The 18,450-nt window shown below is 69.2% G+C and carries 17 protein-coding genes; 8 read left to right on the top strand and 9 right to left on the bottom strand.

The features are described from left to right. Nucleotides 1–3: 3 nt before the first annotated feature. A complete protein-coding gene (locus M8R19_RS02775; RefSeq protein WP_249916942.1) occupies nucleotides 4–2,400 on the bottom strand; it encodes an ATP-dependent DNA helicase in 2,397 nt (798 codons plus the stop codon). Then, on the bottom strand, nucleotides 2,397–4,046 hold the full coding sequence (locus M8R19_RS02770) for a VRR-NUC domain-containing protein (RefSeq protein WP_249916941.1): 1,650 nt from the start codon (nucleotides 4,044–4,046) through the stop codon (nucleotides 2,397–2,399). Before M8R19_RS02770 ends, M8R19_RS02775 begins: the two co-directional genes overlap by 4 nt. Nucleotides 4,047–4,389: 343 nt before the next feature. Here M8R19_RS02770 and M8R19_RS02765 point away from each other — a divergent pair, with 343 nt between their 5' ends. Next, nucleotides 4,390–4,734, top strand: coding sequence for a PilZ domain-containing protein (locus tag M8R19_RS02765; protein ID WP_249916940.1), 345 nt, complete (start codon nucleotides 4,390–4,392; stop codon nucleotides 4,732–4,734). Here the strand turns inward: M8R19_RS02765 and M8R19_RS02760 are convergent, their stop codons facing one another. From M8R19_RS02760 to M8R19_RS02730, 7 genes are read right to left on the bottom strand one after another with little or no spacing between them, the layout of a single operon-like run. After that, nucleotides 4,735–6,831 carry a flagellar biosynthesis protein FlhA gene (locus M8R19_RS02760; RefSeq protein WP_249916939.1) on the bottom strand — a complete coding sequence of 699 codons (2,097 nt, stop codon included), beginning with the start codon at nucleotides 6,829–6,831 and terminating at the stop codon, nucleotides 4,735–4,737. Continuing rightward, the gene (locus M8R19_RS02755) at nucleotides 6,828–7,970 is read right to left on the bottom strand and encodes an EscU/YscU/HrcU family type III secretion system export apparatus switch protein (protein WP_249916938.1); all 1,143 of its coding nucleotides are present in this window, start codon (nucleotides 7,968–7,970) and stop codon (nucleotides 6,828–6,830) included. Before M8R19_RS02755 ends, M8R19_RS02760 begins: the two co-directional genes overlap by 4 nt. Then, nucleotides 7,963–8,763: a flagellar biosynthetic protein FliR gene (gene fliR, locus M8R19_RS02750; protein WP_249916937.1), complete on the bottom strand. Its 801-nt coding sequence runs from the start codon at nucleotides 8,761–8,763 to the stop codon at nucleotides 7,963–7,965. The genes M8R19_RS02755 and fliR overlap by 8 nt, the downstream gene beginning before the upstream one ends. Before the next feature lie 2 nt (nucleotides 8,764–8,765). Next, complete coding sequence (locus M8R19_RS02745; protein WP_009622793.1) at nucleotides 8,766–9,038, bottom strand: flagellar biosynthetic protein FliQ; 273 nt, start codon at nucleotides 9,036–9,038, stop codon at nucleotides 8,766–8,768. A 7-nt stretch (nucleotides 9,039–9,045) separates the two neighbouring features. After that, a complete protein-coding gene (fliP, locus tag M8R19_RS02740) occupies nucleotides 9,046–9,801 on the bottom strand; it encodes a flagellar type III secretion system pore protein FliP (RefSeq protein ID WP_074981815.1) in 756 nt (251 codons plus the stop codon). Further along, nucleotides 9,798–10,157: a FliM/FliN family flagellar motor switch protein gene (locus M8R19_RS02735; protein WP_249916936.1), complete on the bottom strand. Its 360-nt coding sequence runs from the start codon at nucleotides 10,155–10,157 to the stop codon at nucleotides 9,798–9,800. Before M8R19_RS02735 ends, fliP begins: the two co-directional genes overlap by 4 nt. Continuing rightward, nucleotides 10,154–10,993: a FliM/FliN family flagellar motor switch protein gene (locus M8R19_RS02730; RefSeq protein WP_249916935.1), complete on the bottom strand. Its 840-nt coding sequence runs from the start codon at nucleotides 10,991–10,993 to the stop codon at nucleotides 10,154–10,156. The genes M8R19_RS02735 and M8R19_RS02730 overlap by 4 nt, the downstream gene beginning before the upstream one ends. A gap of 502 nt (nucleotides 10,994–11,495) precedes the next feature. Between M8R19_RS02730 and M8R19_RS02725 the strand changes: the two genes are divergently transcribed. Genes M8R19_RS02725 through M8R19_RS02695 form a run of 7 tightly spaced genes read left to right on the top strand, consistent with a single transcriptional unit; the run spans nucleotide 11,496 to nucleotide 18,407 of the window. Beyond that, nucleotides 11,496–12,887 (top strand): sigma-54 dependent transcriptional regulator, encoded by a 1,392-nt coding sequence (locus M8R19_RS02725; RefSeq protein WP_249916934.1) that lies wholly within the window; start codon nucleotides 11,496–11,498, stop codon nucleotides 12,885–12,887. A gap of 13 nt (nucleotides 12,888–12,900) precedes the next feature. Then, nucleotides 12,901–13,227, top strand: coding sequence for a flagellar hook-basal body complex protein FliE (fliE, locus tag M8R19_RS02720; protein ID WP_064582861.1), 327 nt, complete (start codon nucleotides 12,901–12,903; stop codon nucleotides 13,225–13,227). Between the two features lie 20 nt (nucleotides 13,228–13,247). Continuing rightward, on the top strand, nucleotides 13,248–14,930 hold the full coding sequence (fliF, locus tag M8R19_RS02715) for a flagellar basal-body MS-ring/collar protein FliF (RefSeq protein WP_249916933.1): 1,683 nt from the start codon (nucleotides 13,248–13,250) through the stop codon (nucleotides 14,928–14,930). Next, nucleotides 14,902–15,945 carry a FliG C-terminal domain-containing protein gene (locus tag M8R19_RS02710; RefSeq protein ID WP_009622780.1) on the top strand — a complete coding sequence of 348 codons (1,044 nt, stop codon included), beginning with the start codon at nucleotides 14,902–14,904 and terminating at the stop codon, nucleotides 15,943–15,945. Before fliF ends, M8R19_RS02710 begins: the two co-directional genes overlap by 29 nt. Before the next feature lie 7 nt (nucleotides 15,946–15,952). Further along, nucleotides 15,953–16,648, top strand: a complete 696-nt coding sequence (fliH, locus tag M8R19_RS02705; RefSeq protein WP_009622779.1) for a flagellar assembly protein FliH — start codon at nucleotides 15,953–15,955, stop codon at nucleotides 16,646–16,648. Nucleotides 16,649–16,650: 2 nt separating this feature from the next. Then, nucleotides 16,651–17,985, top strand: a complete 1,335-nt coding sequence (gene fliI, locus M8R19_RS02700) for a flagellar protein export ATPase FliI (RefSeq protein ID WP_043271849.1) — start codon at nucleotides 16,651–16,653, stop codon at nucleotides 17,983–17,985. Next, nucleotides 17,982–18,407: a flagellar FliJ family protein gene (locus M8R19_RS02695; protein WP_009622775.1), complete on the top strand. Its 426-nt coding sequence runs from the start codon at nucleotides 17,982–17,984 to the stop codon at nucleotides 18,405–18,407. Before fliI ends, M8R19_RS02695 begins: the two co-directional genes overlap by 4 nt. The last annotated feature ends 43 nt before the right edge of the window (nucleotides 18,408–18,450 follow it).

The following is an 18,450-nucleotide window of genomic DNA, read 5'->3' as shown; positions in this document are numbered from 1 at the left end:
GATCTAGAAATCATTGAAGCCCAACTCGCCCTGGGCCTGCTCCGGTTTCGGCCGTGCCGGGCGCTGGCGGGCCGGTGGCAAGGGCGCCTTGCGTGGCGCGCTGTTTTCCGCCTCCGGCTCCGGCGGCGGCAGGGCCAGGCGGCAGCTGCGCACCGTCCACCAGCGCGGCAGCAGCTGGCGCACTTCGCTGCGGCCGAAGCGGTCGTCGATCAGCCAGACCACGCCTTCGTCCTGCTGGGTGCGGATCACCCGGCCGGCCGCCTGCACCACCTTCTGCAGGCCGGGGTAGAGGTAGGTGTAGTCGTAGCCGTCGCCGAACTGGTTATGCATGCGCTGGCGGATTTCCTCGTTCACCGTGTTCACCTGGGGCAGCCCCAGGGTGGCGACGAAGGCGCCGATCAGGCGGTCGCCGGGCAGGTCGATGCCTTCGCCGAAGGCGCCGCCGAGCACCGCGAAGCCGATGCCGCGGCCACCGTTGCGGAACTGTTCGAGGAAGCCCTCGCGCGCGGTCTCGTCCATGTTGCGCGCCTGCACCCAGACCGGCACGCCCGGCTCGTCGCGGACGAAGCGTTCGCGCACCTGCTCCAGGTAGGCGTAGCTGCTGAAGAAGACCAGGTAGTTGCCCGGCCGCTCGCGGTACTGGCGCGCCATCAGCTCGCAGATCGGCCGCACCGACTGGGCGCGGTGCTGATAGCGGGTGGATAGGTTGCGCACCACTTGCACTTCCAACTGCTCGGCGCGGAACGGCGACTCCACGTCGATCCAGGCGGTGTCCTCGGGCAGGCCCAGCAGGTCGCGGTAGTAGTGCGCCGGCGTCAGGGTGGCGGAGAACAGCGTGCAGCTGTGCGCTTCCTCGAAGCGCGGGGCGAGGAAGGGCGCGGGGATGACGTTGCGCAGGCACAGCGTGGAGTAGACGCGGCCGCTTTCGGTCTGGCGGCGGGTGATGTCGAACAGCGAGTGCTCGCCGAAGGCCTCGGCCAGGCGGCAGAAGGCCATGGCGTCGAGGTAGAAGCTCAGCAGCTCCAGGCTGTTGCCGTCGGGCTGTTCGCTGAGGTGGTCGGTGATGGCGGTCACCGCCTTCTGCAGCGCGAGGATGAACAGCTCCGGGGCCAGCGGGTAGACCTGGTATTCCAGCTCCTGGTCGCGGTGCAGCTGGTTCCAGTGGCGGCCGACGCGCTCCAGCGTGCCCTTGAGCTTGGCCGGGGCGACGCGGCGCAGGTCCTGGAAGTCGGCCTGGTCCAGCTCGCCGGTGTACATCTTGCGCCCGCGCTCCACCAGGTTGTGGGCCTCGTCCACCAGCAGCGCCACCTTCCACTCGTTGAGCGCGGTGAGGGCGTAGAGCAGGGCGCTCATGTCGAAGTAGTAGTTGTAGTCGCACACCACCACGTCGGCCCAGCGGCTCAGTTCCTGGCTCAGGTAGTAGGGGCAGATGCCGTGCTCGCGGGCCACTTCGCGGACCCGCGCCTGGTCCAGCCAGGCGCCGTCCAGGGCGGCCAGGCGCGCGGCCGGCAGGCGGTCGTAGAAGCCCTTGGCCAGCGGGCAGGAGTCGCCGTGGCAGGCCTTGTCCGGGTGTTCGCAGGCCTTGTCGCGGGCCACGTGCTCCAGCACCCGCAGCGGCAGCTCGGGCTCGTCCTGGCGCAGGCTGGCCAGGGCTTCCAGGGCCAGGCGCCGGCCGGGGGTCTTGGCGCTGAGGAAGAACAACCGGTCTAGGCCCTGGCCGGGCATGGCCTTGAGCTGCGGGAACAGGGTGCCGAGGGTCTTGCCGATGCCGGTGGTGGCCTGGGCCATCAGGTGGCGGCCGTCGCGGGCGGCGCGGTACACCGCCTCGGCGAGCTGGCGCTGGCCGTGGCGGAACTGCGGCCAGGGGAAGCGCAGGCTTTCCAGGGCGCCATCGCGGGCCGCGCGGTGGGCCATTTCGCGTTCGGCCCAGACCACGAAGCGCTGGCAGTGCTCCTCGAAGAAGGCGTGCAGTTCGTCGGCGCTGAAGCTTTCCTGGAACACCGTCTCCTTCTGCGTCATGACGTTGAAGTAGACGACCGCCAGGTCGATTTCCTCCAGGTCCTGCAGGGCGCAGAGCAGCCAGCCGTAGACCTTGGCCTGGGCCCAGTGCAGCTGGCGGTGGTTGTCGGGGATGCGCGAGATGTCGCCGCGGTGCGTCTTGATCTCTTCCAGGCAGTTGCGCGCCGGGTCGTAGCCGTCGGCGCGGCCGCGCACCAGCAGGTTGCGGTAGGCGCCGGCCAGCGGCAGCTCGGCGAGGTAGCCGGGGCCGCGGCGGCCGACCACGGTGGCGTGGCCGGCCATGCCTTCCTGGGCGCTGGGCGAGGGGGTGAAGCGCAGGTCGAGGTCGCCGACCTTGGCGGTGAATTCGCAGAGGGCGCGCACCGCGACCTGGTAGTTCATTCCGCCGGCTCCCCGGCCCAGGTCACGTAGCAGACCTCCACCGGCATGCCGTGCTCGGCGCAGAAGGCCAGCCAGCGCTTCTGGTTGTCCTGCAGGCGGTCGCCGGGGCCCTTCACCTCGATCATCCGGTAGCCGCGCTCGGCGGGGTAGAACTGGATCAGGTCGGGCATGCCGGCGCGGTTGGCCTGCAGGTCTTCCAGCAGGCGGCCGAACCAGGCCTTCAGGTGCGCCGCCGGCAGGCAGGCCAGGGCCTGTTCCAGCAGGCTTTCGTCCAGCAGCTCCCAGAACACGAAGGGCGATTGCAGGCCCTGCTTCTCGCGGTGGATGCGGCGCATCTCGTCGGCGTAGGCGTCGCTGTCCAGCAGTGCCAGGCGTGCTTCGAACAGCTCGGCGCGGCGGGCGCGGAACCGGCTGTCGTAGAGGTCCGCGGGGCCGGCGTGGAAGGGGTGGAAGAAGGCGCCGGGCAGCGGGGTGAAGATCACTTCCCAGCAGAGCAGGCCGAACAGGCCGAGGACCAGGGTGTTCTCCACGTAGTGCACCGGCGCTTCGGGGCGGGCCAGGTGCAGCTGCACGCACTGCTCGACGCTCAGGCCGGGCTGCGGCTGCAGTTCCAGGTCGATGCGTGGCGGCGGCGCGGCCTTGGCCTTCGCTGGCTGGGCGTGGCCGAGCTGGCGGCGCAGGCGCACCAGGGCGCGCTCGATCAGCTGCGCCTCGGCGGCGTCCTGGGGTTGGGCCGCGGCTTGCAGGGCCAGGTCGTAGGCTTCGGCGTGGCGTTCCAGGCGCTCCAGCACGCGCACCTGGCGCTGGCGGGCGCTGGCGTGCTCGCTGGCGGCATAGACCTGCAAGGCGCCTTCCCAGTCGGCTTCGCGCTCCAGTTGCTGGCCGATGTGGAACAGCACGCGCCCGCGGCGGCGCTGCAGCTGCGCGGTGCCGCAGTCGACGCTGGCGATCAGCGGCAGCAGTTCCTGGGCGGCGGCGCCCAGGTCGAAGGCTTCGCGGCAGCGTTGCAGGAACAGGTGCGCGTCGATTTCCTCGCGGCTGGCGAAGCCGCGGGATTCGCGGCTCAGCGGCACCGTCTCGTAGCGCAGGATGCCCAGGTCGGTGAGGACGAATTCGGTCCAGTCCTGGTACAGGTTGCCGAAGAACATCAGGCGCAGGCGCTCCACCTGGGGCGCGATGGCCAGGCTGTAGACCGCCTCGTCCAGCTGCGGGCACCAGTCAGCGAAGGTCCGCGGTGCGGGTTCGGCCTCGGCCAGTTCGGCCAGCAGCTCCGGCTTGCGCAGCTGGCGGCTGGACAGCTGGGCGCCGAAGCAGTCGAGGATTTCGTCCTTGCGCAGCAGGCCGAAGAGTTCTTCCAGGCCCAGCGCGGCGGCGCCATCCAGCCAGCCGGCCTCCAGCAACGGCGCGGCGGCCCGGCGCGGGCAGCCGATCTCGGCGTAGTCCAGCTTGCTGGCGCGAAAGTGCGGGCCCTTGCGCATGATCAGCCGCACCAGCAGGGCGCGGGCCTCCAGCGGCATGGCCTGGAAGTCGCGGAGGAAGGCGCGTTCGGCGGTGTCGAAGAGGTCGTCGTAGCGTTCTTCCAGCCAGCCGAGGGCGCGGTGGAAGTTGGCCAGGTAGTAGAAGCGCGGATCGGTCTGGAAGGGCATGGGCGAGAGCAGGGGCTGTATCTTTATACAGATATCAGGTGGGATGGGGATTGGCAATCGGCGGGGGATGGGTGGGGGCGGCGCCAAGGCGGATCGCGGACGGAGTCCGCTCCTACTCCATGAGCGAGCATGGCTTTTCGTAGGGTGGTGTTGAGCGAAGCGATACCCATCCTACGAAGAGCGCCTCGGTGCGGTCCGCAGGGAAGCACGGCCGTAGGAGCGGACTCCGTCCGCGATGGGCCCAACCCCGCGCCGGTTTCGCCCGGTATCGCAAAACGCGGCTTAAATTCTCCCGCCCCCCGGTCGCCCTGCATTTCAAATCCCCCGCACGACGAGGTCGGGTATGCGCCAGCACAACCGTATCGTATTCCGCTCCATGTTCCGCATCCGCGTGCTCGACGCTGGCGGCGAGCTGCTCGGCTATGTCGCCGACCTTTCCGAAAGCGGCCTGAAGATCCGCTGCGATGTGCTGCTGGCGCCGGACAGCCAGCTGGAGCTGCGCCTGCGCATGCGTGACCGCGAGGAGCGCATGCGCGAGGCGCTGGTGAAGGTGCGCTGCGTGTGGTCGGGGGAGAACGCCCAGACCGGCCAGTACGAGGCCGGCCTTGCGCTGGAGCAGCCGTCGGTTTCCTTCAACGAGCTGATGACCGAGCTGCGCGCCGGGCGTCGCAGCCCGACGCCCAACTGATCAGCCGAGGGTGCCGAGGACGTTCACCGCCACCCGCTCGGGTATCTCGTTCTGCGACAGCACGTGCAGTCCCGGGCTGAAGACCCTTGCATAACGCGCCAGCAGCGGGCGCAGCTGCGGCATCACGGTGAGGATCGGTGGGTGGCCTTCCTTGCGCAGCTTCTCCTTCACCACCGGCATGGTGTTCTGCAACTGGTTGAGCAGGTTCGGCTCCACCGGGATGTTGTCCAGGCTCACCGGGCCGGCCTGCTGGGCGATGGCCAGGGCGCTGAGCAGGGTGTTCTCCAGGTTGTTGTCGAGGATGAACACCGACAGCTCGCCGCGCTCCCCGGCGATGCCCGAGACGATGCTGCGGCGCAGCGCGTAGCGCACGTCGGAAGCCAGCAGCACCGGGTCCTTGGTGGTTTCGGCGGCTTCCACCAGGGTGGTGGCGATGCTCACCAGGTCGCGCAGCGGCACCTGTTCCTGCAGCAGCTGGCGGTACACCCGGTGCTGCAGGCTGAAGCTCAGCTGCGCGCGCAGGTGCTCGGCGAGCTTCGGCGCCTGGGCCGCCAGGCGCTGCATCAGGTGCTCGACGTCGTCGTGCTTGAAGATGTCCGGCAGGTGCTCGCGGATCACCTTGTTCAGGTGGGTGGCGATGACGCTGGCGCAGTCGATCACCTGGTAGCCCAGGTTGAGCGCGCGCGGCTTGTCTTCCGGGCGGATCCACACCACCGGCATCAGGTAGGCCGGGTCGTGGCCGAGGATGCCGTCGACCTCGCCGTAGGTTTCCGCCGAGGGGATGGCCATCAGGCGGTCGGCGTGCAGCTCGGCGCCGTCGATGCGCTCGCCGCTGATGTGGATGGCGTACTGCGAGGCCTTCAGCCGCAGGCTGTCGCGGATGTGGATTTCCGGCAGCAGGAAGCCCAGGCTCTCCGACAGCGTCTGGCGCACCCCGCGCACGCGCTGCACCAGGGGCGCGCCGCCGGCCTCGTTGACCAGCCCGACCAGCTTGTAGCCCAGGGAGATGGACAGCCGCTCCACCAGCGGGATGTCTTCCCAGCCCAGCTGCTGGGCGCGTTCCTGGTCCATGGCCTTGCCGATGGCCTCGACCTGCTCCAGGCTCTGCGCCTCGTCCGGCGGCTCGGCCAGGGACACGCGCCAGGCGACGAAGGCGATCAGCGCGGCGAAGCCGAAGAACGCCAGGTGCGGCATGCCCGGCACTATCGCCAGCACCGTGACTATGCCCGCCACCGTGTACAGCAGCGAGGGCGAAGCGAGCATCTGCCGGCGCACCAGCGCGGTGATCTCTGCCGACTCGTTGACCCGCGTGATGATGATCGCCGCCGCGGTGGACAGCAGCAGCGCCGGAATCTGCGCCGCCAGGCCGTCGCCGATGGTCAGCAGGGCGTACTGGCGGAAGGCGTCGGCGCCGGCCATGGCGTAGACGAACACGCCGATGGCCACGCCGCCGAACAGGTTGATCAGCAGGATCAGGATGCCGGCGATGGCGTCGCCGCGGACGAACTTGCTGGCGCCGTCCATGGCCCCGTAGAAGTCGGCCTCCTTGGACACCTCGGCGCGGCGCTTCTTGGCCTCGGCCTGGTCGATCAGGCCGGCGTTGAGGTCGGCGTCGATGGACATCTGCTTGCCCGGCAGGGCGTCCAGGGTGAAGCGCGCGGTGACCTCGGAGATGCGCTCGCCGCCCTTGGTGATGACCATGAAGTTGATGATGGTGAGGATCACGAAGACGATCAGGCCGACGATGAAGTTGCCGCCGATGACCACGTGGCCGAAGGCCTCGATCACCTTGCCGGCGGCCGCCGAGCCGGTGTGCCCGTCGAGCAGCACCACCCGCGAGGAGGCCACGTTCAGCGACAGCCGCAGCAGGGTGGTGACCAGCACCACCGTGGGCAGCAGCGAGAAGTCCAGCGGGCTGCGCGAGGACACGCTGACCATCAGCACCAGCAGGGCGATGCCGATGTTGAAGGTGAAGAGCACGTCCAGCAGCAGCGGCGGCAGCGGCAGGATGATCATCGCGAGGATGGAGAGGATGACCAGCGGGATGCCGATCCGCCCGCTGCGCAGTGTCGGCAGGAGCTGCTCGAGGAAGTTCATGGTTGGCCTCTGCTTGCCAGGCTGTCGGGGATGGGGAGGTTCTTGGCCAGTTCCGGCTTGCGCTGTCTTCGCCCCTGGCGGTAGGCGCGCAGCTGCAGGATGTAGGTGAGGACGTGGGCCACGGCGGTGTACAGCCCGGCCGGAATCTGCTGGTTGACCTGGGTGCTGAAGTAGATGGCGCGGGTCAGCGGCGGCACTTCCAGTACTTCAAGATTGTGCCTGGCGGCCATCTGGCGGATGTACAGGGCCATGTCGTCCATGCCGCGGGCCAGCACGTAGGGCGCCTGGGCCTTATTCGGGTCGTACTTGAGGGCCACGGCGAAGTGCGTCGGGTTGGTCAGCACCACGTCGGCCTTGGGCAGCACGCGGTTGATCTGGCGCTGCAGCAACTGGCGCTGCACCTGGCGGATGCGCGCCTTCACTTCCGGGCGGCCTTCCTGGGTCTTGTGCTCCTCGCGGCGCTCCTGCTTGGTCATGCGCATGCGTTTGCGGAACAGGAAGCGCTGCAGCGGGATGTCCAGCAGGGCGAAGAACACGAACACCGTCAGCAGGCCGATCAGGGTGTCGAACAGCAGGCCCAGGGCGCCGCCGATGGCGCTGCGGATGTCGCTGCGCTGCAGGGCGATGAGCTGCGGCAGGGCGTCCAGCAGCAGGTACCAGGCCACGCCCAGCAGCACCGCCATCTTCAGCAGCGACTTGAGCAGCTCGGTGAGGTTCTGCAGCGAGAACATCCGCGCAAGACCCGTGATGGGGTTGAGCTTGCTGGCCTTGAAGGCCAGGTTGGCCGAGGCGAATATCCAGCCGCCGGGGACCATGCCGAAGGCCACCACCAGCAGCGGGGTGAGCAGCAGCGGCAGCAGCAGCTGGACCATCAGCCAGATGTGCTGGCCGAGGATCAGCGCCAGGTCGTCCAGGCCCACCTCGCTGCGGTTCAGGTCCAGGTAGGCGAAGCGGAAGCTGTCGGCCAGGCCGTCGAAGAAGCGCCCGACGCAGGCCTTGAGCACCAGCAGGGTGCAGAGCAGCGCCACGGTGCCGGCCAGGTCCTTGGAACGCGGCACCTGGCCCTTCTGCCGGCTCTGGCGCAGCTTGTGCTCGCTGGCCTCTTCGGTCTTTTCCTGGGAGCCGCCCTGTTCAGCCATGGCCGGTGCCTCGCAGCAGCTGGCCGAGGTTGTCCAGCAGCGCGCGGGTGAGCTGCAGGTAGGTGTCGGGCAGGTCCGACAGGGTCAGGCGGATGCACGCGAGACCGGTGAGGATGGCCATGGGGAAGCCCAGGGAGAACAGGTTCATCGCCGCCGAGATGCGGTTGAGCAGGCCGAAGCAGAACTGCACGAGGAACATGCAGAAGGCCAGCGGCAGGCTGATCAGGGTGGCCGCGGAGAACACCCAGGCCAGGGCGTAGGCCAGGGTGGCGAAGCCGGCGTAGGCCAGGCCGCCGCCCACCGGCCAGTAGTGGAAGCTCTGGTAGAGCACGCTGACCACCAGCAGGTGGCCGTCGCTGGCGAGGAACAGCAGGGCCAGCAGCAGGAAGTACAGCTGGCCGACCACCGAGGACGAGGACACGCCGTTCACCGGGTCGTTGTAGCGCGCCATGGCCATGCCCATCTGGGTGGACACCACCTCGCCGACCAGGCTGAAGATCACGAACACCAGCTGCAGCGCAAGGCCCAGCACGGCGCCCACGGCGATCTGCTCCAGCGCCGCCAGCAGCCCTTCGGCCGACAGCGCCTCGATGGCCGGCGGGCGGGGCAGGGCGCCGGCCAGCGCGAGGGTCAGGCCGATGGCCAGGAGGATGCGCACCTGGCGCGGCAGCGAGCGGTGGTTGAGCAGCGGCGCCATGGCGAGCATGGCCATGATCCGGCAGAACGGCCACCAGTAGCGCTGCAGTTCCTGCAGGTACTGGCTGGCCTGCAGCAGCGACTCGTTGGCGTGCATGGCTAGCCGACCAGGTGCCCGGCCTGCTTGAAGGTCTCGATGAACAGGTCGCTGAGGGTGCGCAGTATCCAGTGCCCGGCGAACACCAGCATGCCCAGGGTGATCAGCAGCCGCGGGAGGAAGCTGAGCATCTGCTCGTTGATCTGCGTGGCGGCCTGGAAGATGCTCACCAGCAGGCCGCCGAGCAGGCTCGGCAGGACCAGCACGCAGACCACGATGGCGGTGATGTGCACGGCGTTGGCGATGATCTCGACGGCGTATTCCGGGGTGAGCATGGTGGCCTCAGAACGGCTGGATGCTGGAGGTGAGGGTGCCCATCAGCAGCGCCCAGCCGTCGACCAGGACGAACACCATGAGCTTGAACGGCAGCGAGATCATCATCGGCGAGAGCATCATCATGCCCATGGCCATGAGCACGCTGGCCACCACCAGGTCGATGACCAGGAAGGGCACGAAGATCATGAAGCCGAGCTGGAAGGCGGTCTTCAGCTCGCTGAGCACGTAGGCCGGCAGCAGCAGGGAGAAGTCCAGGTCGGCCTTGTCCGCCGGCATCTTCTCGCCGGCCAGGGCCAGCAGAGTGTCCAGCGAGGTCTTGCCGGTCTGCGCGAGCATGAAGCGGCTGAGGCTGGCCTTGGCCTTGCCCAGGCCTTCCTCCAGGGTGATGGCGTCGGCCTGGAAGGGCTCGTAGGCCTCGGTGTACACCTCCTTCCACACCGGGCGCATGACCAGCAGCGTCATGCACAGGGCGATGCCCACCAGCACGTTGTTCGGCGGGCTCTGCTGCAGGCCCATGGCCTGGCGCAGGATGGCCAGCACGATGATGAAGCGGGTGAAGCTGGTCATCATCAGCAGCATGGCCGGCAGCAGCCCGAGCAGCGTCATCACCACCAGAATCTGCAGCTTCACGCTCAGCTCCTGGCCGTGGCCGGTGTCGTTCAGGCTCAGCAGGGAAATCTCGCCGCCGGCGGCCAGCACCACGCCGGGCAGCATGCCGGCCAGCGCCAGGCCCAGGGCCAGCCAGTGCCGCGCGCGCTTCATCGGGCCAGGTCGTCCAGGCCGGCGCCGCACAGTTCCAGCACGCGCAGGCCGTAGTTGCCGTTCATCACCACCACCTCGGCCTTGGCGAACAGCGCGCCGTTGACCTTCAGGTCCAGCGGCTCGCCGGCCAGCTTGTCGAGGACGATGACGCTGGAGGCGTCGACCTCCATCAGCTCCTTCAGGGAAATCTCGGTGGAGGCCACCTCCAGGGTGAGGTTCACCGGAATCTTGCCGAAGAAGCTCAGGTCCTGGCGCGGCGCGGCCAGCGCCTCGGGGGCGGCCGCCGGCGCCTCGTCCAGGGCCAGGCCGGCGTCGTTGAGGAGGTTGTCCAGTTCGCTGTCGGTGACTTGGCTCATGGGCTTTTCACGCTCTCGAGGGAGGTCAGGAAGAGGCCGCCGTCTTCTTCGAAGAGGGTGCCGCGGAAGAGTTTCTGCTGGTTCACCTGCACCTCGCAGCGCTCCAGCAGGCGCACCGGCAGGATGTCCCCGGGGCGCAGCTGCAGGGCCTGGGCCAGCGGCATCTGCAGCGCGGCGATGACGCAGTCCAGGCGCACCGGCAGGTGCAATAGATGCTGCGCCGGGCTGCCGCCCAGGCGCGCCGGCGGCGGGCCGGCCAGGCGGGTGGTGAGCGCGTCGGCCAGCTCGGCGTCCAGGTAGATGAACAGCGAGGCCTGGCTGCCGGTGATGTGGCTGAGGAAGTGGAACTCGGCCACGTACTCCCAGCTCACCAGCTCGTAGTCGTTGTCGTGGGGCGTCAGCTCGCCGAAGGTGTCGCCCAGCAGCAGCGAGCGGGCGAACAGCTGGGTCACGTCCACCCCCAGGCGCTTGCGCATGCGCTGCTCGGAGGTGCTGATCGGCGGGGTGTCGTGGCTGGGCAGCGAGGTGCCGCCGTAGTAGCACTCCAGGGCTTCGGTCAGCAGCGGGCGGTCGATGGCGAAACCGACCTTGCCGGAAGGGCAGCGGAAGATGCATTCGGCCGGCCGCGGCACACTTTCCTGGACGTCGACTTTCTGCAGTTCCAGGTTGATGCGGTAACTACGCAGGAAATAATCGCTGATGATGCGCGGATGCTTGTGGGCGATCTCGCGAATATATTGCGGAACCTTGTGGTAATGCCGGCCCAACTTGTGCGGCTGCAGGCGCACGAGTCTTTCCGAGGGCACGCCGTGGTGGACTTTGGATTGGCCAGTCATGGGTTGGGTCGACTTCCGGAAGTGGGGCTGCGCAGGTGTTCGCCGGTGCGTGGCCGGGGGCTGCGCGGGGCGAACCTTGGGTGCTCGCCGCGGGCACCGGTTCGGCGCGCGGCAGAGCCTGCGGATGGGGCGGAAGTCTAGGCAGGCGGGCCCTGGCGGTTAAATCAATAGATATCAAATGAGGTTTTTGATCGTCATTCGCGGGCGCCTGAGCGGATTTGACGAAAACTGACTCGGCGGTCGCCGTGTGCGCTGGTTAACGTTGCGCCTGTGACGAGGTTCTGCTGGAAAAGTTCCCTCGCACAGTTGAAGGGCGACAGGAAAAACTCATTCCTTAAGGCCCCTTCGTAATAAAAGGGAAGGTGTTCGGTAATTCCTTCCTATAGCGGCCGGAAGTTCATTCGGCCACTGCCTGCCGGCAAATGAAAGTTCATCGCCGCCATGGCTTCGATGGAATAACCGAGTGCCGTCCCGAGGGCGGTCCAGACGCAGGAAAGTTGCATTGAAACAGTTCAGTCAATTGGCCAGTTGCAATGAAGAAGCCAGCCTGGCGGAGCAACAGGTGGTGATCGTCGGCGGCGCCGGCGAGATCGGCCTGGACCTGCTCAATGACGGCCTGGCGCGCCTGGGCCGGCGCGTGCTGCGGGTGAAGAACGCGGCCGGGCTGGACGCCGTCGACCTCGCAGCCTGTGGCCCGGTCTTCGTCTTCGCCGAGCGCCGCCCGCAACGCAGCTTCCCGCAGATCGGCGAACTGCTGCAGCGCGTGCCGCAGCTGAGCCTGGTGCCGGTGGTGGAATACGCCGACCAGGAAATGGCCGCCCAGCTGCTGGAGATGGGCTGCATCGACTACCTGCTGGCGCCCTTCAGCGAGAGCCAGCTGGCCGCGCTGCTGCACCGCCAGGAACAGGCGGCGGTGGCCGGCGAGGGCTTCGTCTCGCAGTCGCGCGCCGGGCGCCGCCTGCTGGCGCTGGCCCAGCGCGTGGCGCAGACCCGCGCGCCGATCCTGATCACTGGCGAGACCGGCACCGGCAAGGAGCTGATGGCGCGCTACATCCACCGCTTCTCCGCCGAGCCGCAGGCGCCCTTCGTGGCGGTGAACTGCGCCGCCATCCCCGAGCAGATGCTCGAATCCATCCTCTTCGGCCATGAGCGCGGCGCCTTCACCGGCGCGGTCAGCGCCCAGCCGGGCAAGTTCGAGCAGGCCAACGGCGGCACCCTGCTGCTGGACGAGATCGGCGAACTGCCCCTGGGCCTGCAGGCCAAGCTGCTGCGCGTGCTGCAGGAGCAGCGCGTGGAGCGCCTGGGCGGGCAGCGCGAGATCCGCCTGAACGTGCGCGTCATCGCCGCCACCAACCGCGACCTGCAGGAAGAAGTCAGCGCCGGGCGCTTCCGCGCCGACCTGATGTTCCGCCTCGACGTGCTGCCGCTGCACATCAGCCCGCTGCGCGAGCGCAAGGACGACATCCTGCCCCTGGCGCAGCGCTTCATCCAGCAGTACGCGCCCCAGGAGCGCCACGCCGAGCTGCTCACCGAAGCGGCGCGGCAGGCCCTGCTGGCCCACGACTGGCCGGGCAACGTGCGCGAGCTGGAGAACGTCATCCAGCGCGCCCTGGTGCTGCGCGCCGGGCTGTTCATCCAGCCGCGCGACCTGGGGCTCGCGCCGCCGGCCGAGCAGCTGGCCAGCGTGGCCGCGGCGGTGCCGCTGCCGGGCGAGGGCGGCAAGGCGGCCCTGCGCGCCAGCGGCAAGTGGGCCGAGTACCAGCACGTGATCGATACCATCCGCCGCTTCGGCGGGCACAAGACCAAGGCCGCGGAAAGCCTCGGCATGACGCCGCGGGCCCTGCGCTACCGCCTCAACGCCATGCGCGAGCAGGGCGTGAACCTGTCCTTCTGAAACGAGAGTCGCCATGAACCCCATCGAGCAGGCCCGCAGCGAGATGCTCGGGCAGATGCAGCAATTGCGCGCGCTGTCGGCGGCGCCCATCCGCCCGGCCAGCGAGGCCCCCGGCGCCGAGCCGGGCTTCGGCAACGCCTTCGAGGACGCCCTGCGCGCCGTCGACGCCCAGCAGCACCAGGCCAGCGAGGCCATGGCCGCGGTGGACGCCGGGCGCAGCGACGACCTCGCCGGCGCCATGGTCCAGGGCCAGCAGGCCAGCGTGTCCTTCAGCGCCTTGCTGCAGGTGCGCAACAAGCTCACCACCGCTTTCGACCAAGTCATGAACATGCCGCTGTGACGGCGCACAAGGGCTGAACCGTGCTGCAGAAGATCAAAGACCGCCTGCCCCTGGGCAAGCTGCGCCTGGACCCGCGCCTGAGCCTGCTGGGCCTGGCCGGCGGCGCCGCGCTGCTGGCCCTGGGCAGCACCTGGTACCTGTGGCGCGACCAGGGCGCCTTCCACCCGCTGTACGGCGCCGGCGAAGCCTACCCGGCGGCCGAGGTGATGCAGGTGCTGGACGCCGACAGCATCGCCTACCGCCTGCACCCGCAGAGCGGCCAGGTGCTGGTGCGCGACGACCAGCTGGCGCGGGCGCGCATGCTGCTGGCGGCCAAGGGCGTGAAGGTCGCGGTGCCGGCCGGCTACGAACTGTTCGACAAGGACGAGCCGCTGGGCACCAGCCAGTTCGTCCAGGACGTGCGCCTGAAGCGCAGCCTGGAAGGCGAGCTGGCGCGCACCGTGATGGCCATGGAAGGGGTGCAGCAGGCTCGCGTGCACCTGGCCATCGACCAGCAGAGCTCCTTCGTGGTCAGCCAGCGCGAGCCGGCCAAGGCCTCGGTGATGCTGCAACTGGCCCCGGGCTTCCGGCCCAAGCCGGAGCAGGTGGCGGCGGTGGTCAACCTGGTGGCCAACAGCGTGCCGCAGCTGCAGCCGGACAACGTCAGCGTGGTCGACCAGCACGGCGTGCTGCTCTCCCGCGGGCTCGCCGCCTGGGGCGGGGCGCAGCAGAACGGCCAGCTGGTGGACGACTTCCAGCAGAAGGCGGTGGCCAACGTCGAACAGGTGCTGGCGCCCATCGTCGGGCCGGGCAACTACCGCGTCAGCGTGGCCGCCGACATCGACTTCAGCCAGAAGGAAGAGACGCTGCAGAGCTACGGCGACACGCCGCGCCTGCGCCGCGAGACCCTGCGCGACGACAGCACCCTGGACGAACTGGCCCTGGGCGTGCCCGGCTCGCTGAGCAACCGCGCGCCGGTCAAGCCGCCGGAGCCGCAGCAGGGCCAGGGCAACGCCCAGGCCGGCGCCGCGCCAGCCAATAACACCCAGGACAAGGCGGCCACCTCGCAGCGCAAGGAATCCAACCGCCAGCTCGACTACGACCAGAACATCACCCACGTCAAGCACGCGCCCTTCAACCTGCGCCAGCAGAGCGTGGCGGTGATGATCAACGCCGCCGCGGCTCCCGAGGGCGGCTGGAGCGAGGAAACCCGCAAGCAGCTGGAGCTGGCGGTGAAGAACGCCGTGGGCTTCAACGCCGCGCGCGGCGACAGCCTGTCGCTCTCGGTGCTGCCCTTCGTCGCCGCCGCGCCGCTGGACGAACCTGTGCACTGGTGGGACGACGCCCAGCTGCAGGGCTGGGTGCGCCTGGGCGTGTTCAGCCTGGTCAGCCTGCTGTTGCTGCTGCTGGTGGTGCGCCCCGCGGTGCGCAGCCTGACCCAGCGCAAGCCGGTGCCGGCCACGGGCGAGGAGGGCATGGGCACGCTGCTGGGCAACGAGCACGGCGAACGCCTGCTGGCGCGGGTCGGCGATGCGCCGCGCGCCCTGGGCGTGTTCAGCGAACTCAACCCGCTCTCGGAAATCCGCCTGCCGGCGCCGGGCTCGGGCCTGGAACACCAGATCGAGCACCTGCAGATGCTCGCCAAGAACGATCCCGAGCGGGTCTCCGAAGTGATCAAGCAATGGATAGGGCGCAATGAGCGAGACCTCAACCCCGTCGGCTGACGAAGCGCGTGTGCCGGTGCGCCGGCGCGCCATGAGCTCCATGGAGCAGGCGGCGATCCTCATGCTGAGCATGGGCGACGAGACCTCGGCCGGGGTGCTGCGGCACTTCTCCCGCGAGGAAATCATCAGCATCAGCCAGGCCATGGCGCGGCTGAACAACGTCAAGCTGCCCATGGTCTCGGACGTGATCGGCCGCTTCTTCGAGGACTACAAGGAGCAGAGCAGCATCAAGGGCGCCTCCCGCGGCTACCTCGCCGGCATGCTCGGCAAGGCCCTGGGCAGCGACATCACCCGCAGCCTGCTGGACAGCATCTACGGCGAGGAAATCCGCGCCCGCATGGCCCGCCTGGAATGGCTGGACCCCAAGCAGTTCGCCGCCCTCATCGCCAACGAGCACGCGCAGATGCAGGCGGTGTTCCTCGCCTTCCTGCCGCCGTCGATGGCCAGCCAGGTGCTCGAATGCCTGCCGGCCGAGCGCCAGGACGAGCTGCTGTACCGCATCGCCAACCTCAGCGAGGTCAGCGGCGAGGTCATCGCCGAGCTGGAGCAACTGATCGACCGCAGCCTGGCGGTGCTCTCCACCCAGGGCTCGCAGGTGCGCGGCATCAAGCAGGCGGCGGACATCATGAACCGCTTCAAGGGCGACCGGAACCAGATGTTCGAGCTGCTGCGCAGCCATGATTCCGGCCTGGTGGAGCGCATCGAGGAAGAGATGTACGACTTCTTCATCCTCTCCCGGCAGAGCCAGGACACCCTGCAGGCGCTGCTCGAAGCCATTCCCCTGGAAGAGTGGGTGGTGGCGCTCAAGGGCGCGGAGCCGGCGCTGGTCAAGGCCATCCAGGGCGCCATGCCCAAGCGCCAGGCGCAGCAGATGGACGCCATCAAGCGCCGCCAGGGCCCGGTGCCGCTGAGCCGTGTCGAGCAGGTGCGCCGCGACATCATGGCGATGGTCCGCGAGCTGGCCGCCGAAGGCGAGATCCAGCTGCAGCTGTTCCGCGAACAGACGGTGGAGTGAGGCGCCCATGACGGTCAAGGTGATCCGCGGCGGCGCCCGCGACTGGCGGCCGTACCGCTTCCCGCCGCGCTGCAGCGGGGCGTTGCAGGAGCAATGGCAGGGCGGCGACCCGGCCGAGCTGCAGAAGGCGGTGGCCGACGGCTACCAGCAGGGCAGCGACAAGGGCTACCGCGAAGGCCTGGAGCAGGGCCGCGAGGCCGGCCATGAAGAGGGCTTGCGCCTGGGCCGCCAGGAAGGCCTGCGCCAGGGGCGCGAGGAAGGCCGCGAGGAGGGCCGCCGCGTCTTCGAGACCGCCGCCCAGCCGCTGGACCGGCTGTGCGAGGAATTCCGCCGCTTCGCCGAGGCCTTCGAGGCGCAGCGCCGCGAGCAACTGCTGGAACTGGTGCAGAAGGTGGCGCGGCAGGTCATCCGCTGCGAGTTGACGCTGCACCCCACGCAACTGCTGAGCCTGGCCGACGAGGCCCTGGCGGCCATGCCGGAACAGCCGGACAGCGTGCAACTGCTGCTCAACCCCGAGGAGTGCGCGCGCATCCGCGAGCTGGCGCCGGAGCGCGCCGCCGCCTGGCGCCTGGTGCCCGACGAGCGCCTGGCCCTGGGCGAATGCCGCCTGCTCACCGCCGAGGAAGAAACCGACATCGGCTGCCAGCAGCGCCTGGACAGCTGCATGCAGGTGCTCGGCGAACACCTGCTGGGCGACGACTGAGCATGGCCCTGGGCGAAAGCTTCAGCCTCGACGTCGACCAGGCCCTGCGCTCGCTGGACTCGGTGCAGCTGGCCAAGGTCAGCGGGCGCCTGGTGCGCGTCTCCGGGCTGCTGCTGGAAAGCCTCGGCTGCCGCCGCGCCACCGGCCAGCGCTGCCTGGTGGAACAGGCCGACGGCAGCCTGCTGGACGCCCAGGTGGTCGGCTTCAACCGCGACACCACCTACCTGATGCCGTTCAAGAAGCCGGTGGGCCTGGCCGCCGGCTCGCGGGTGTTCCCGGCCGAGGAACAGGCCGCGCTGCGCATCGACGAATCCTGGCTGGGGCGGGTGGTCAACGGCCTCGGCGAACCCCTGGACGAACGCGGCCGCCTGGGCGGGCGCGACGCGCTCTCGGCGCAGCTGCCCACGGTCAACCCGCTCAAGCGCCGCCCGGTGACCGAGGCGCTGGACGTCGGCGTGCGCGCCATCAATGCCCTGCTGACCCTCGGCAAGGGCCAGCGCGTCGGCCTGTTCGCCGGCAGCGGGGTGGGCAAGAGCGTGCTGCTGGGCATGATCACCCGGCAGACCAAGGCCGAAGTGGTGGTGGTCGGCTTGATCGGCGAGCGTGGCCGCGAGGTGCAGGAATTCATCCAGCACTCCCTCGGCGAGGAAGGCCGGCGCAAGGCCGTGGTGGTGGTGGCGCCGGCCAACGAATCGCCGCTGATGCGCCTGAAGGCCACCGAGCTGTGCCACAGCATCGCCGCCTACTTCCGCGACCAGGGCCGCGACGTGCTGCTGCTGGTGGATTCGCTGACGCGCTACGCCATGGCCCAGCGCGAGATCGCCCTGGCCCTGGGTGAGCCGCCGGCCACCAAGGGCTACCCGCCGTCGGTGTTCGGCATGCTCCCGGAGCTGGTGGAAAGCGCCGGCAACGGCGTGGCCGGCAGCGGCAGCCTGAGCGCGCTGTACACGGTGCTGGCCGAGGGCGACGACCAGCAGGACCCGATCGCCGACAGCGCCCGCGCCATCCTCGACGGCCATATCGTGCTGTCGCGCCGGCTGGCCGACGTCGGCCACTACCCGGCGATCGACATCGGCGCCTCGGTCAGCCGCTGCATGGCCCAGGTCGGCGAGCCGGCGCACCTGCGCGCGGCGCGGCAGTTCAAGGAACTGCATGGCAGCTACGAGAAAATCCGCGAACTCATTCCCCTGGGCGGCTACACCGCCGGCCTGGACGCCCGCACTGACCGCGCCGTGCAACTGGCCCCGGCGCTGGAGCGCTTCCTGCGCCAGGAAGTCAACGAAGGCGCCGACCTGGCCGCCAGCCTCGAACACCTGCAACAGGCCCTGCGGCTATGAAGGAACAGATCGACACCCTGCGCCGCCTGGCCAGCGTGCGGAGCAACCGCGTGCGCGAGATGCTCGGCCGGGTGAACTACCAGCGCGGCCTGTGCCAGCGCTACCGCAACAACATCACCGGCCTGACGCGCCTGTGCGGCTTCGTGGTGCCCACCAGCACCGAGCTGCAGCGCGGCAACCAGCAGCAGTACAAGGCCACGCTGTTCAGGATGCTGGCCCTGCAGAAGCGCGAGCTGGAAGTGGCCGAGCAGACGCTGGAGCGCATCCAGGGCGAGCTGCTGCAGGCCATGCGCGGCGAGAAGGTGCTGGAGCAGGTCATCGAATCGCGCCTGGAGCAATGGCAGACGCAACTGGCGCGCCAGGAGCAGAAGATCCAGGACGGCCTGGCGGCGCAGAGCTGGTGGCGGAGCCAGGGCGCATGAGGCAGCATTTAAGTTCTTCGCCGAGCCGGTCGCCTGTCGGTCG

The organism is Pseudomonas sp. R3.Fl, from assembly GCF_023516765.1.
In the GTDB taxonomy this organism is placed as follows: domain Bacteria; phylum Pseudomonadota; class Gammaproteobacteria; order Pseudomonadales; family Pseudomonadaceae; genus Pseudomonas; species Pseudomonas citronellolis.
This window is presented reverse-complemented; position numbering and strand designations above follow the sequence as displayed.

Coding starts and splice junctions, on each gene's coding strand:
- M8R19_RS02775 (WP_249916942.1), bottom strand. CDS start 2,400: ATGAACTACCAGGTCGCGGTGCGCGCCCTCTGCGAATTCACCGCCAAG.
- fliR (WP_249916937.1), bottom strand. CDS start 8,763: ATGCACGCCAACGAGTCGCTGCTGCAGGCCAGCCAGTACCTGCAGGAA.
- M8R19_RS02710 (WP_009622780.1), top strand. CDS start 14,902: ATGAGCGAGACCTCAACCCCGTCGGCTGACGAAGCGCGTGTGCCGGTG.
- M8R19_RS02765 (WP_249916940.1), top strand. CDS start 4,390: ATGCGCCAGCACAACCGTATCGTATTCCGCTCCATGTTCCGCATCCGC.
- fliE (WP_064582861.1), top strand. CDS start 12,901: ATGAACCCCATCGAGCAGGCCCGCAGCGAGATGCTCGGGCAGATGCAG.
- M8R19_RS02755 (WP_249916938.1), bottom strand. CDS start 7,970: ATGGCTGAACAGGGCGGCTCCCAGGAAAAGACCGAAGAGGCCAGCGAG.
- fliH (WP_009622779.1), top strand. CDS start 15,953: ATGACGGTCAAGGTGATCCGCGGCGGCGCCCGCGACTGGCGGCCGTAC.
- M8R19_RS02770 (WP_249916941.1), bottom strand. CDS start 4,046: ATGCCCTTCCAGACCGATCCGCGCTTCTACTACCTGGCCAACTTCCAC.
- M8R19_RS02760 (WP_249916939.1), bottom strand. CDS start 6,831: ATGAACTTCCTCGAGCAGCTCCTGCCGACACTGCGCAGCGGGCGGATC.
- fliI (WP_043271849.1), top strand. CDS start 16,651: ATGGCCCTGGGCGAAAGCTTCAGCCTCGACGTCGACCAGGCCCTGCGC.
- M8R19_RS02745 (WP_009622793.1), bottom strand. CDS start 9,038: ATGCTCACCCCGGAATACGCCGTCGAGATCATCGCCAACGCCGTGCAC.
- fliP (WP_074981815.1), bottom strand. CDS start 9,801: ATGAAGCGCGCGCGGCACTGGCTGGCCCTGGGCCTGGCGCTGGCCGGC.
- M8R19_RS02695 (WP_009622775.1), top strand. CDS start 17,982: ATGAAGGAACAGATCGACACCCTGCGCCGCCTGGCCAGCGTGCGGAGC.
- M8R19_RS02730 (WP_249916935.1), bottom strand. CDS start 10,993: ATGACTGGCCAATCCAAAGTCCACCACGGCGTGCCCTCGGAAAGACTC.
- M8R19_RS02735 (WP_249916936.1), bottom strand. CDS start 10,157: ATGAGCCAAGTCACCGACAGCGAACTGGACAACCTCCTCAACGACGCC.